10 protein-coding genes are annotated in these 13,099 nt (G+C 73.0%); all 10 read left to right on the top strand.

All coding sequences use genetic code 11. The features are described from left to right. The first annotated feature begins 342 nt into the window (after positions 1-342). The 10 genes from IE182_RS19550 (at position 343) to IE182_RS19505 (ending at position 13,087) form a co-directional block, all read left to right on the top strand. Positions 343-1,464 (top strand): helix-turn-helix domain-containing protein, encoded by a 1,122-nt coding sequence (locus IE182_RS19550; RefSeq protein WP_190111167.1) that lies wholly within the window; start codon positions 343-345, stop codon positions 1,462-1,464. Positions 1,465-1,623: 159 nt separating this feature from the next. Further along, positions 1,624-2,613 carry a malate dehydrogenase gene (locus tag IE182_RS19545; RefSeq protein WP_190111166.1) on the top strand — a complete coding sequence of 330 codons (990 nt, stop codon included), beginning with the start codon at positions 1,624-1,626 and terminating at the stop codon, positions 2,611-2,613. Between the two features lie 272 nt (positions 2,614-2,885). Further along, on the top strand, positions 2,886-4,397 hold the full coding sequence (locus IE182_RS19540; RefSeq protein ID WP_229844949.1) for an AbeC-like domain-containing protein: 1,512 nt from the start codon (positions 2,886-2,888) through the stop codon (positions 4,395-4,397). Then, positions 4,394-4,912: a hypothetical protein gene (locus IE182_RS19535; protein WP_190111164.1), complete on the top strand. Its 519-nt coding sequence runs from the start codon at positions 4,394-4,396 to the stop codon at positions 4,910-4,912. Before IE182_RS19540 ends, IE182_RS19535 begins: the two co-directional genes overlap by 4 nt. A 43-nt stretch (positions 4,913-4,955) precedes the next feature. After that, complete coding sequence (locus tag IE182_RS19530) at positions 4,956-5,807, top strand: serine/threonine kinase C-terminal domain-containing protein (RefSeq protein ID WP_190111163.1); 852 nt, start codon at positions 4,956-4,958, stop codon at positions 5,805-5,807. A gap of 162 nt (positions 5,808-5,969) precedes the next feature. Then, complete coding sequence (locus IE182_RS19525; protein WP_190111162.1) at positions 5,970-7,478, top strand: aldehyde dehydrogenase family protein; 1,509 nt, start codon at positions 5,970-5,972, stop codon at positions 7,476-7,478. Positions 7,479-7,534: 56 nt separating this feature from the next. Then, on the top strand, positions 7,535-9,067 hold the full coding sequence (locus tag IE182_RS19520) for a GMC family oxidoreductase (protein WP_190111161.1): 1,533 nt from the start codon (positions 7,535-7,537) through the stop codon (positions 9,065-9,067). Continuing rightward, the gene (locus IE182_RS19515) at positions 9,067-10,140 is read left to right on the top strand and encodes a quaternary amine ABC transporter ATP-binding protein (protein WP_190111160.1); all 1,074 of its coding nucleotides are present in this window, start codon (positions 9,067-9,069) and stop codon (positions 10,138-10,140) included. Before IE182_RS19520 ends, IE182_RS19515 begins: the two co-directional genes overlap by 1 nt. Beyond that, positions 10,137-12,116 carry an ABC transporter permease gene (locus tag IE182_RS19510; protein ID WP_190111159.1) on the top strand — a complete coding sequence of 660 codons (1,980 nt, stop codon included), beginning with the start codon at positions 10,137-10,139 and terminating at the stop codon, positions 12,114-12,116. Before IE182_RS19515 ends, IE182_RS19510 begins: the two co-directional genes overlap by 4 nt. Next, positions 12,113-13,087 (top strand): ABC transporter substrate-binding protein, encoded by a 975-nt coding sequence (locus tag IE182_RS19505; protein WP_190111158.1) that lies wholly within the window; start codon positions 12,113-12,115, stop codon positions 13,085-13,087. Before IE182_RS19510 ends, IE182_RS19505 begins: the two co-directional genes overlap by 4 nt. Positions 13,088-13,099 lie beyond the last annotated feature (12 nt).

Here is a 13,099-nt window from a genome sequence, read left to right as displayed (position 1 = left end):
CAAGACCGCGCCGACCTGGATCAAGGCCGGACGGGCCGCTGTGGCCCGCACGTGACACGTCCGGTACCAGGTCCGTTTTCCGTATCAAAAGGCCCGCCCGTGTCACCGCCCGGTGACGCCCGGCCTCCGGGAAGGGCCGCCGGGAAGGACCGCCGGGCGAGCTCCAGGGGCGTGCGCCCCATGGCCTTGATCAACCCCAAGTGCCACCGTGCGCCGCCCCGTTGGGAACTGACATGCTGGTTTCGGGCATCCCCGTGGGTAGCCGGGAACGAGGCTGTGGAGGGGACGCACAGCGGCACGGGGGGACCACCACCGTACGGACCGGGGGACAGGGGGAGGGCAATGCCTCGCTGGAGGGCGCTACCGGAAGAACTCGACCCGCAGGTGCGCGAGTTCGCCCAGCAGCTGCGCAGACTCGTCGAGCGCAGCGGGCTGAGCATCGCCGCCGTGGCGGACCGCACCGGCTACAGCAAGACGTCCTGGGAGCGGTACCTCAACGGCCGGCTGCTGCCCCCGCGCGGGGCGGCCGAGGCGCTGGCAGAGGTGACGGGCACCGACGTCGGCCACCTGGGCACGATGTGGGAGCTGGCCGAGCGCGCGTGGAGCCGCTCCGAGCTGCGGCACGACGTGACGATGGAGGCCGTCCGGGTCGCCGAGGCGCGCGCCGCCCTCGGCGAGTTCGGCCCGGCCCCGCAGAAGCCGGTCAAGGCCGGCCGGCGGGTCGGGGCGGCACGGCAGGAGCGGCAGCAAGGGCAGCAAAGGCAGCAGGAGCGGCAGGAGCGGCAGGGGCAGGAGGAGAAGGCGGGCGGCAAGGTCCGCACCGCGCTGCGCAGCGAGGGCGCCCCGGTGCGCACGGGGCTGCCGCGTCCGCCGGAGTCGCCCGACGTGCGGGCGAAGGCCATCCCGCTGCACGGCCCCGGCGGCCCCGGCCGGCGGCGCACCGCCGTGCTGTTCGCCGTGGGCGCCGTGGGGGCCCTCTTCGTGGCCGTCGCGGGCGTGCTGCTGCTGGGCGCGGACGGCGACGACGGCAAGGTGGCCGGGGGCACCGTCGCCACGCCGGGCGTGAGCAGTACGGCACAGCCGCCCGCCGGGGTGAAGTGCACCGGCGGCGACTGCTCGGGCAAGGACCCCGAGGACATGGGATGCGGCGGCCGGCACGCCACGACGGCTGGGTCCGCGACCGTGGGCACGTCCTACCTGGAGGTGCGGTACAGCAAGGTGTGCGGCGCCGCGTGGGCCCGCATCACCCAGGCCGTGCCGGGTGACGGGCTGCGCATCAGCGGTACGGGCGCGGGGGCCCGTACCGAGAGCGGCCGGGTCGAGCGGGGCACGGACGGCCACACGCGCATGGTCGCGGTGCCGGGGCCGGGACAGGCGTCGGCGTGCGCCACGCTGCTGTCCGGCCGCAAGGGGTGCACGGTGCCGCGCGCCTCGGCCCCGGCGGAGCCCGGGCCCACCGGTTGACGGCGGAGGGGCCCGGTGGAGCGGACGGTGAGGCGTCCCACACCGGGTCGGCGGTTGGGGGCGGGCCGGGTCGGATAGCCTGACGCCTGATCTCTTGACACCAAGAGAGATCGACACACCCGGGCAGGGACACCCACCAGTTCGCAGCAGGAGATCGCCATGACCCGCACTCCCGTCAATGTCACCATTACCGGCGCGGCCGGTCAGATCGGCTACGCGCTGCTCTTCCGCATCGCCTCCGGTCACCTCCTCGGCGCGGACGTGCCGGTCAAGCTGCGCCTGCTGGAGATCCCGCAGGGCCTGAAGGCCGCCGAGGGCACCGCCATGGAGCTCGACGACTGCGCCTTCCCGCTGCTGCGCGGCATCGAGATCACCGACGACCCGAACGTGGCCTTCGACGGCGCCAACGTCGCGCTGCTGGTCGGCGCCCGCCCGCGCACCAAGGGCATGGAGCGCGGTGACCTGCTGGAGGCCAACGGCGGCATCTTCAAGCCGCAGGGCAAGGCCATCAACGACCACGCCGCGGACGACATCAAGGTCCTGGTCGTGGGCAACCCGGCCAACACCAACGCCCTGATCGCCCAGGCCGCCGCTCCGGACGTGCCGGCCGAGCGCTTCACCGCGATGACCCGTCTGGACCACAACCGCGCGATCTCGCAGCTGGCGAAGAAGACCGGCGTCGCGGTCTCCGAGATCCGCCGCCTGACGATCTGGGGCAACCACTCCGCCACCCAGTACCCGGACGTCTTCCACGCCGAGGTCGCCGGCAAGAACGCCGCCGAGGTCGTGAACGACGAGCAGTGGCTGGCCGACACGTTCATCCCGACCGTCGCCAAGCGCGGTGCGGCGATCATCGAGGCCCGTGGCGCGTCCTCGGCCGCCTCCGCCGCCAACGCCGCCATCGACCACGTCCACACCTGGGTCAACGGCACCGCCGAGGGCGACTGGACCTCCATGGGCATCCCCTCGGACGGCTCCTACGGCGTCCCGGAGGGCCTCATCTCCTCCTTCCCCGTCACCTGCAAGGACGGCAAGTACGAGATCGTCCAGGGCCTGGAGATCAACGACTTCTCCCGCGCCCGCATCGACGCCTCGGTGCAGGAGCTGGTGGAGGAGCGCGACGCCGTCCGCGGTCTCGGCCTGATCTGATCACCTCTGATCGAAGCCGCTGACCGGGTCGCACCCGGTCGGTTCCCACAGGGCCCGCCAGTCGTCCCCAACCGGGGTCGCCGGCGGGCCTTCTGGCTTATTCTGAGGTCTTCCGAAAATACGTCAACTCATGTACTCAACACATGAGTTCGACGGATCGGGGGACAGAAATGAGTCAATCCGCTCAAGACGCCCCGACAGAGGCCACCCGGTTACTCTGCGCGGGGACCTACCTCGACATCGACTTCCGCCGCCGTGTCATCGAAGAGCTGGTGGAACACGAAGAAAGACCCATCGCCCCCTCGCTGGGCGTGGACGTGGTGCCGGTGCTCACCCACGCACTGCGCGCCCGCGCCCAGGACACCCTGACCGCGTTCCTGCTCCTCGGCCTCTGGGCGGGCTTCGTCGCCGTCGACGTCGCCTCCACCCCGGAAGGGGCCCCCGCGCCGCTCTGGTCGGGCGCGTACGCCCTGGTCTGCCTCGTCCACTGGGCCGCCTACGCCGCCGCCGGGCGCGGCTCGGCCGCCTACGTCGTCGACAAGCGCACCCTGCGCCAGGCCCTGCGGGGCAGCGGCGCCCTGCGGGCCCTGCGCGTCCTGCTCCCGGTGGGCGTGCCCGCGCTGACGCTCGGGTACTGGGCGCTGACCTTCTGGGCCCTGTCCGAGGGCGCGAACAACTGGGTCGGCATCATCTTCCCGCTGCTGCTCGCGGTGCCCGTGTGGACGCACCGCGCGCGGGTGGCGGCCGTGATGCGCGACGAGCTGGGCCGCGACGTCTTCCGCAGCCGGCCGCGGGCCTTCCCCGACTCCGCCCACCACCGGCGGATCGCCCGCGCCATCGACCGCGAGCAGTACGCGGGGCTGACCATCTACGACCCGTCCCGGCCCTTCATCGGCATGGGAATCCCCTACGAGCCCTGGTCGTTCGCCCTGGAGCTCAAGCAGCGCAAGCAGGCCGGGGACCTCGCCCCGAACGGCGCCCCGCCCTTCACCGGCCGCACGATCGTGGAGCTGATCCGGCCCCGGCTGGAGGCCCTGCGCAAGGGGGCCGCGGAGAGCAGCCGGGACCGGCTGAAGGACCTGGAGATCGAGGAGTTCGTCTACCTGCCGGTCGGCCCGCAGCGGCCCATGGTCGACTACGAGGAGCACAGCGTCCGCCGTCATCTGGCGGAGTCCGTCAACGAGGGCGGCGAGGCGCGCCGCTACTTCCTGCGCGTGCGCGTCGGCGCCTGGGACGAACAGGTGGTCGTCTCCGTGCTCGTCAGGGTGCACACCCAGGGCGGCATGCTGGTCCTGGAGGTCGCCCCGCACGTCCTGACGCCCGTCCGGCCCGAGTTCCGCGCCGTCGACGTGATCGCGGCCCGCGGCGAGGACGACCTGCTGCGCGACGGCGTGCGCGCCCTGCTGACGGCGCCCGCCGCCGGTTTCGCGGCCGCGGTCTCCACGGTCCGTTCGGCCGTCTCCGGCTTCCGCACCTGGCTCGCCGACCCGCGGCGCGCCGTGCCGGACGGACCGGCCGACTCCGTGCGCGAGCTGGCGGCGGCCAAGCACGTCTCGCTGTTCCAGGAGATGGACGTCAGCCGCTACGTGAAGACGGTCCAGGACCGGATCGCCAGCGGGGTCCGGGACGCCCTGCGCTCCCAGGGCTACGAGACGGACCAGTTCGAGCAGCAGATCGTGCAGATCAGCGAGGGCGGCATCTACATCGGCTCGATGAGCGGCGGCGCCGTGGCCCAGGGGGCGGGCGCCGAGGCCAAGCACCTCACAGGAAGCGGGGGACGATGACGGACCAGCGGAACGACGACAAGGGCGGCATGTTCATCGGTCGCATGACCGGCGGCGCGGCCGCCTCCGGCAAGGGCGCCCGGGCCGAGGACCGCTCGGAGCGCACCGGCCGGCCCGCCGGGGACGGGCAGGCCGCCCCGGTGGTGGTACCGGAGGGCCTGCGGATGCCGGGCGAGGGCGGCATGGCCGTCCTCGACATGAGTGGTGGCGCGGCCGCCGCCGGTGAGGACGCGGAGGCGGTCGACGCCTCGCGGCAGCTGCTGGAGGTCACGCCCGAGCTGCTGGCGGCCGTGGGCGAGCTGAGGCTGGACCTGCCCCGCTTCGCCCGCACCGAGCAGCTCGACGCGCTCGACGCGGAGCTGACCGGGCTGGAGGAGGACGCCCGCGCCCGGGGGCGGACCCGCTCCGGACGGCTGACCCGGCTGCGCGAGCTGCTGACCGGCGGCGCCACGGCCGTCGGCGGACTGGCGTCCGCCGTCGCCGTCGTGCAGGCGATCAGCTCCTTAACGGGCTGAGGCGGCGAGCGCCATGTACTGGGATGCCGACCAGCAGAAATGGGTGACTGCCCCACCGCCCGTCCCGCCGCCCGCACCGAGCGCGCCGCACCCCGCGGAGCCGCCGGGTGCGTCCGGCGAGCCCGAGGTGTTCCTCGTCCCGCCGCCCCCACCGGGCCCGCCGCCCGGGCCGCCCGCCGGGCCTTCGCACGCGTCGGTCCTCGCCGGCGTCCTGACCGGCATCGTCCTGGCGGGCGCCATCGGGACCGGCGTCTGGGCGCTCGTCCGCGACGACGGGGACGACGACCGCACCCGCGGGGTCCCCGCGACCTCCGCCCCGGTGACGCCCGGCCCCACGACGAGCTACGGCCCGGCCCCCGCCCCCACGGGCGGCACCGGATCCGGAGGCTTCACGCTCGCCCCCGCCCCCGCACCGACGCCCACCCCGAGCACGCTCGCCGGCACGGGCTTCCCGGACCGCTTCGTCAGGACCCTGGACCCGGCAGGCTTCCGGCTGGACGTACCCACGGGCTGGACGCGCAGTACCGACGGGCCCAGCGTCTTCTACCGGGCACCGGGCGGCAGGAGCCTGATCCAGGTCTTCACCCTGAACCCGCCGGGGGCCACCCCCTACGACTCGCTGGTGCAGACCAGGAAGTACGTCTCCCTCTACACCGACTACCGCGAGGTCCGGCTGGCCCGGGCGGTCGGGGCGGGGAACCCCGCCGAGCTGGAGTACACCTACACGCTCACCGACCGCACCACCCGCCACGTGATCATCCATGCCCACGCCGCGCCCGACGGGAAGCAGTACGCGCTGCTGTCCGCCGGCCCCGCGGCCGACCGGCTCGCGACGGCCCGGGTCTCGCGGGCCCTGGTGGCCTCGTTCTGCCCCACGGGACAGTGCACCGGCTGACCCGGCCGCCCACTCCCCGGGCGTGCACGCCGAGTGACCCGTGTCACTCTTCGTGAAAAAGGAGGCATAGGTTTCGCCCTTCTGGTTAGGGGCGTCCCGTTGCCGGTCCGGCCGTCGTGCCGGCCGGTGACGGGACCGTCTAGAACCGGAAGGCAGTAAGTGATGTCGTCAGTCGAGACCATCCACGTCGACGGGGTGTGGCGCGCGGCCGCGTCCGGCGCGCAGCGCGAGGTGCTCGACCCCGCCGACGCCACGATCCTCGCCGTCGTCTCCGAGGGGAGCGCGGAGGACACCGACGCGGCCGTCGCCGCCGCCCGCCGCGCGTTCGACGGGGGCGCCGGCGCCTGGCCGCGCACGCCCGTCGCCGAACGGGCCGCACTGCTGCGGCGCGTGGCCGACCTGCTGCAGCGCGACCGCGAGGAGATCGCGCTCACCGAGAGCCGCGACACCGGCAAGACCCTCGAAGAGGGCCGCGTCGACGTCGACTGCGTGAGCGACGCCTTCCGGTACTTCGCCGACCTGGTGGTGAGCGAGGGTGCGGGCCGCGTCGTCGACGCGGGCTCCGACACCGTCCACAGCGTCGTCGTGCACGAGCCCGTCGGCGTCTGCGCGATGATCACGCCCTGGAACTACCCGCTCCTGCAGGCGAGCTGGAAGATCGCCCCGGCGCTGGCCGCGGGCAACACCTTCGTCATCAAGCCCAGCGAGGTCACCCCGCTGTCCACCGTCCACCTCGTGCGGCTGCTCGCCGAGGCCGGACTGCCCGACGGCGTGGCCAACGTCGTCACCGGCGCCGGCGACCCCGTCGGCGCCCGCCTCGCCGAGCACCCCGACGTGGACCTCGTCTCCTTCACCGGCGGACTCGCCAGCGGCACCAAGGTGGCGGCCGCCGCCGCCCCGACCGTCAAGAAGGTCGCCCTCGAACTCGGCGGCAAGAACCCCAACGTCGTCTTCGCCGACGCCTGCGAGACGCCCGAGGACTTCGACACCGCCGTCGACCAGGCCCTCAACGCCGCCTTCATCCACAGCGGCCAGGTCTGCTCGGCCGGCTCCCGCCTCATCATCGAGGAGTCCGTCCGCGACCGCTTCGTTTCCGAACTCGCCCGCCGCGCCGAGCGGATCAAGCTCGGCCGCGGCACCGAGAAGGGCGTCGAGTGCGGCCCCCTCGTCTCCGCGCAGCAGCTCGCCCGCACCGAGGCGTACGTCGCCTCCGCCCTCGCCGAGGGCGCGGCCCTGCGCTGCGGCGGCAAGCGCCCCGAGCCCAGCGGCACCCGCCCGGAGAGCGGCTACTTCTACGCACCCACCGTCCTCGACCTGTGCCACGGTGCGATGCGGGTCGTCCGCGAGGAGACCTTCGGCCCCCTCCTCACCGTGGAGACCTTCCACACCGAGGACGAGGCCGTGGCGCTCGCCAACGACACCGAGTACGGGCTGGCCGGCGCCGTCTGGACCAAGGACGCGGGCCGGGCGCGGCGCGTGGCCGGCCGGCTGCGCCACGGCACGGTGTGGATCAACGACTTCCACCCCTATCTGCCGCAGGCGGAGTGGGGCGGCTTCGGGAAGTCCGGAACGGGACGCGAACTGGGTCCCGCGGGGCTTGCCGAGTACCGCGAGCCGAAGCACATTTACCAGAACCTGGACCCCAAGCCGGTGCGCTGGTTCGCGGGTTGACGCCCCGCACCCGTCAAGCGAAGAACATTCCTGCCGCAGAAGGAGTTCATCCCCCCATGCCTGTCTACGACTACGTCGTCATCGGCGGCGGCACCGCCGGCTCCGTCATCGCCTCCCGCCTCACCGAGGACCCCGACGTGAGGGTCGCCGTCATCGAGGGCGGCCCCACGGACGTCGACCGCGAGGACGTCCTGACCCTGCGCCGCTGGCTCGGCCTGCTCGGCGGCGACCTCGACTACGACTACCCGACCACCGAACAGCCGCGCGGCAACTCCCACATCCGGCACAGCCGCGCCCGCGTGCTGGGCGGCTGCTCCTCGCACAACACCCTCATCTCCTTCAAGCCGCTGCCCGGCGACTGGGACGAGTGGGCCGAGGCCGGTGCCGAGGGCTGGGACGCGGCGTCGATGGACCCGTACTTCGCCCGGCTGCGCAACAACATCGTCGCGGTGGACGAGAAGGACCGGAACGCCATCGCCCGCGACTTCGTCGAGGCCGCGCAGAAGGCCGTCGGCGTGCCGCGCGTCGAGGGCTTCAACCAGCAGCCCTTCCACGAGGGCGTCGGCTTCTTCGACCTCGCCTACCACCCCGAGAACAACAAGCGGTCCTCCGCCTCGGTCGCCTACCTGCACCCCTTCCTCGACCGCCCCAACCTCCACCTCATGCTGGAGACCTGGGCGCACCGGCTGGAGCTGGAGGGCACCCGCGCCAAGGGCGTGCACGTCCGCACTAAGGACGGCGAGGAGATCTATGTCGAGGCCGCGCGCGAGGTCCTCGTGTGCGCGGGCGCCGTCGACACCCCGCGGCTGCTGCTGCACTCCGGCATCGGCCCCAAGACCGACCTGGAGGAGCTGGGCATCCCCGTCGTCCACGACCTGCCCGGCGTCGGCGAGAACCTCCTCGACCACCCCGAGTCGGTCATCGTGTGGGAGACGGACGGTCCGATCCCCGAGAACTCGGCGATGGACTCCGACGCGGGCCTGTTCGTGCGCCGCGACCCGGCCTCGAACGGCCCGGACCTGATGTTCCACTTCTACCAGATCCCCTTCACCGACAACCCCGAGCGACTCGGCTACGAAAAGCCCGAGCACGGCGTGTCGATGACCCCCAACATCCCCAAGCCGCGCAGCCGTGGCCGCCTGTACCTCACCAGTGCCGACCCGGCCGTCAAGCCCGCCCTCGACTTCCGCTACTTCACGGACGAGGAGGACTACGACGCCCGCACCCTCGTCGACGGCATCAAGATCGCCCGTGAGATCGCCAAGGCCGAACCGCTGGCCGGGTGGCTCAGGCGCGAGGTCTGCCCGGGCCCGGACGTCACCTCCGACGAGGACCTCAGCGAGTACGCCCGCAAGGTCGCGCACACCGTCTACCACCCGGCCGGCACCTGCCGCATGGGCGCCGCCGACGACACCGGGGCCGTCGTCGACCCGCAGCTGCGCATCCGCGGCCTGGAGAACATCCGCATCGCCGACGCCTCGGTCTTCCCGACCATGACGGCCGTGAACCCGATGATCGGCGTCCTGATGGTGGGGGAGAAGTGCGCCGAACTGCTTGCCGAGGCCACGACCCCTGGGGGTGAGGCGTAATGCCTGCTGCCGATACCGTCGCCGCGCCCGTCTTCTCCGTCCGCAACCTGTGGAAGGTCTTCGGCCCGAAGGCCGCGCGCGTGCCGGACAGTGAACTGGCCGGCCTGTCCCCCGAGGAACTGCGCGAGCGGACCGGCTGCACGGTCGCCGTCCGCGACGTCTCCTTCGACGTCCGCAAGGGCGAGTGCTTCGTGGTCATGGGCCTCTCCGGCTCCGGCAAGTCCACGCTCGTCCGCTGTCTGACCCGCCTCATCGAGCCCACCAGCGGCACCATCGCCATCGACGGCGAGGACGTGTGCGGCATGGACAAGGGCGCGCTGCGCGACCTGCGCCGCCACCGGGCCGCCATGGTCTTCCAGCACTTCGGCCTCCTCCCGCACCGCAGCGTCCTCGACAACGTCGCCTACGGGCTGGAGATCCAGGGCGTCGCCAAGGCCGAACGCCGCGCCCGGGCCGCCGAGATGGTGCAGAAGGTCGGCCTCGCCGGCATGGAGGCCCGCCGGCCCGCCCAGCTCTCCGGAGGCCAGCAGCAGCGCGTCGGCCTGGCCCGCGCCCTGGCCGCCGACCCCGAAGTGCTGCTGTTCGACGAGCCGTTCAGCGCCCTCGACCCGCTGATCCGCCGCGACATGCAGGAAGAGGTCGTACGCCTGCACCGCGACGAGGGCCGCACCATGGTCTTCATCACCCACGACCTCAGCGAGGCCCTGCGCGTCGGCGACCGCATCGCGCTGATGCGCGGCGGCCGCGTCGTGCAGTGCGGCACCCCCGAGGAGATCGTCGGCTCCCCGGCCGACGACTACGTCCGTGACTTCGTCCGCGACGTGCCGCGCGAGCAGGTCCTGACCGTACGCCGGGCCATGCGCCCGGTGCGCAGCTCCGGCGAGGCCGAGAACGGCCCCGCCCTGAACCCCGCCACGACCGTCGCCGACGCCATCGAGGCCGTCGCCCGCACGGGCAGCCCCGCCCGCGTCGTCGACTCCGGCCGGTGCCTCGGCATCGTCGACTTCAAGAGCCTGCTGAGCATCGTCGCCGGCCTGGACCGGGTCCAGCCGCTCGGGAAGGCCGCGGCATGAGCAGCGCCACCACGACCGTCGCTCCCCAGGCCGCCGCTCCGCCGGGCGCGCTCCGCGCCGCCTGGCAGCGGCCCGCCGCCCGCAAGCTCCTGCTGCTGGGCGCGGTCACCGCCGTCCTCGCGCCGTTCGCCGCCGCCCGCTGGGGCAGCGGGGCGTGGCCCTCGGAGCTGGCCGTCTCCCTCGACGGCCCGCTCGGCAGGGCCAACGACTGGATCATCGACAACCGCGACAGCCACTGGCTCTTCCTGCACTTCTTCGGCCACATCAGCAACGCCATCATCACCGCGGTGCGCACCGTGTACGTCGTGCTGCTCGCCCTGGGCTGGGCCGGTGTGACGGCGGGCGCGTCGCTGCTGGCCTGGCGCCTGGCGGGCGTACGGGCGGGCGCGACCGCACTGGCGTCCTTCGCCGTGTGCGGGCTGCTGGGCATGTGGGTGCCGACGATGCGCACCCTCGCCCTGATGATCGTCGCCGTGGCGGCCTCGGTCGCCGTCGGCGCGCTGCTGGGCCTCGCGGCCGGCCTGTCGGACCGCATGTTCCGCGGGCTGCGCCCCGTACTGGACACCATGCAGGCGCTGCCGGCCTTCGCCTACCTGCTGCCCGTCGTCCTGGTCTTCGGGATCGGCGTGGCCCCGGCCGTCCTGGCCACCGTCGTCTACGCGGCCCCGCCGATGGCCCGCCTCACCGCGCTGGGCCTGCGCGGCACGGACCAGGGCGTGCTGGAGGCCGTGGACTCCCTCGGTGCCACCGGCCGCCAGCGGCTGCTGACGGCCCGCCTGCCGCTCGCGCGGCGGGAACTGCTGCTGGGCGTCAACCAGACCATCATGATGGCCCTGTCGATGGCCGTCATCGCCTCGGTCATCGGCGCGGACGGCCTGGGCGACCGCGTCTACCAGTCCCTCTCGACGGTCGACGTGGGCGCAGCCCTGACAGCAGGCATCCCGATCGTCCTCCTGGCGATCGTCCTGGACCGCACGACTGCGGGACGCGGGTCGTGGGCAGGCGTTCCGCGGGGCGGAACGGGTGGGCACGACCAACCGCGGCGCCGCACCCGAACGGCAACCACATGGGCGGCAGCCATAGCGGCGACCGTAGCCCTCGGCCGCCTGGCCGGCACCACATGGCCTGAAACATGGACGGTGGCCATCGCCACCCCCGTCAACGAGGCCAAGGACTGGATGGTCCAGCACCTCTACAGCGGAATCCCCGGCATCGGCGGCACCGCCGACTGGGCCGCCCAGTACACCGGCTGGGTCCTCGACCCCCTGCGCGACGGCCTGCAAGCCCTCCCCTGGTGGGGCGCCCTGGCCCTCGTGGCCGCCCTGGCCTGGCTCATCGGCACCTGGCGCACGGCCCTCACGGCAGTGCTCTCGCTCGCCGCGATCGGCGTGCTGGGCCGGTGGGAGCCCGCGATGGACACGCTCTCGCAGGTGCTGGCGGCCGTCGCCGTCACGCTGGTGCTCGGCTTCGCCGTCGCCGTGCCCGCGGCCCGCAGCCCCCGCGTGGACCGGCTGCTCCGTCCCGTGCTGGACGTCTTCCAGACCATGCCGCAGTTCGTGTACCTGATCCCGGTCGTCGCCCTCTTCGGCATCGGCCGTGCCCCGGCCGCCGCGGCCGCGATCGTCTACGCGCTGCCCGCCGTCGTCCGCATCGTCAGCCAGGGCCTGCGCCAGGCCGACCCCGCGGCCCTCGAATCCGCCCGCTCACTGGGCGCGACCGGCGGGCAGCAATTGCGGCAGGTGCAGTTCCCGCTGGCCCGCGCCGAGCTGCTGCTGGCCGTCAACCAGGCCGTGGTGCTGGTGCTGTCCGTCGTCATCATCGGCGCCCTCGTCGGCGGTGGCGCGCTCGGCTACGAGGTCGTGTTCGGCCTCGCCCAGGGCGACCTGGCCACCGGACTGATGGCCGGCACGGCGATCGCCTGCCTGGGGCTGATGCTCGACCGGGTGACGCAGCCGACGAAGGAGGCGAACCGATGAGGAAGCGCACGACATGGACGGTCGTCGCGGCCGCGGCCCTGCTGGCCACCGCGACCGGCTGCGGCGCCGCCGACATGACCCGGCAGTCCTCGCCCTACGCGAACGCGGCGGGCGACGGGAAGACCGTCACGCTGTCCGTGCAGTCCTGGGTGGGCGCCCGGGCGAACACGGCCGTCGCCAAGTACTTGTTGGAGAAGGAGCTCGGCTACCGCGTCGACACCGTCCAGGTCGACGAGGTCCCGGCCTGGGACGCCCTCAGCCAGGGCCGTGTGGACGCCCTCATGGAGGACTGGGGCCACCCGGACCAGGAGAAGCGCTACGTCGCCGACAAGAAGACGGTCACCGACGCCGGCGAACTCGGGGTCACCGGCCACATCGGCTGGTGGGTGCCCAAGTACTTCGCCGACGCCCACCCCGACGTCCTGGACTGGAAGAACCTCGACAAGTACGCGGCGCAGCTGCGCACCCCCGAGAGCGGCAGCAAGGGGCAGCTCCTGGACGGCTCGCCGTCCTACGTCACCAACGACAAGGCGCTGGTGAAGAACCTGAAGCTGGACTACCAGGTCGTCTTCGCCGGCTCGGAGGCCGCCCAGATCACGCAGCTCAAGCAGTTCGCGAAGGAGAAGAAGCCCTTCCTGACCTACTGGTACGAGCCGCAGTGGCTCTTCAACCAGGTCCCCATGGTCGAGGTGAAGCTCCCCGAGTACACCGACGCCTGCGCGGAGAAGGGCGCGGCGGACCCGGCGACGGTGGACTGCGCGTACCCCACCACGCCGCTGAAGAAGTACCTCAACACGGAGTTCGCGAAGAAGGGCGGCAAGGCGGCCCGGCTCCTGAAGAACTTCCACTGGTCGAAGGCCGACCAGAACGAGGTCGCGCAGATGATCGCCGAGGACAGGCTCCCGGCCGACGAGGCCGCGAAGCGGTGGGTGCAGCGGCACCCGGACGTCTGGCGCGCCTGGGTGCGCTGACGCCCGCCCGCC

This window comes from Streptomyces cinnamoneus (assembly GCF_014650495.1).
Classification (GTDB): Bacteria; Actinomycetota; Actinomycetes; order Streptomycetales; family Streptomycetaceae; genus Streptomyces; species Streptomyces cinnamoneus.
This window is presented reverse-complemented; position numbering and strand designations above follow the sequence as displayed.

Excerpts from the sequence above, each read along its gene's own strand:
- IE182_RS19550 (WP_190111167.1), top strand. The coding sequence starts at position 343 with ATGCCTCGCTGGAGGGCGCTACCGGAAGAACTCGACCCGCAGGTGCGC.
- IE182_RS19545 (WP_190111166.1), top strand. The coding sequence starts at position 1,624 with ATGACCCGCACTCCCGTCAATGTCACCATTACCGGCGCGGCCGGTCAG.
- IE182_RS19535 (WP_190111164.1), top strand. The coding sequence starts at position 4,394 with ATGACGGACCAGCGGAACGACGACAAGGGCGGCATGTTCATCGGTCGC.
- IE182_RS19525 (WP_190111162.1), top strand. The coding sequence starts at position 5,970 with ATGTCGTCAGTCGAGACCATCCACGTCGACGGGGTGTGGCGCGCGGCC.
- IE182_RS19520 (WP_190111161.1), top strand. The coding sequence starts at position 7,535 with ATGCCTGTCTACGACTACGTCGTCATCGGCGGCGGCACCGCCGGCTCC.
- IE182_RS19515 (WP_190111160.1), top strand. The coding sequence starts at position 9,067 with ATGCCTGCTGCCGATACCGTCGCCGCGCCCGTCTTCTCCGTCCGCAAC.
- IE182_RS19510 (WP_190111159.1), top strand. The coding sequence starts at position 10,137 with ATGAGCAGCGCCACCACGACCGTCGCTCCCCAGGCCGCCGCTCCGCCG.
- IE182_RS19505 (WP_190111158.1), top strand. The coding sequence starts at position 12,113 with ATGAGGAAGCGCACGACATGGACGGTCGTCGCGGCCGCGGCCCTGCTG.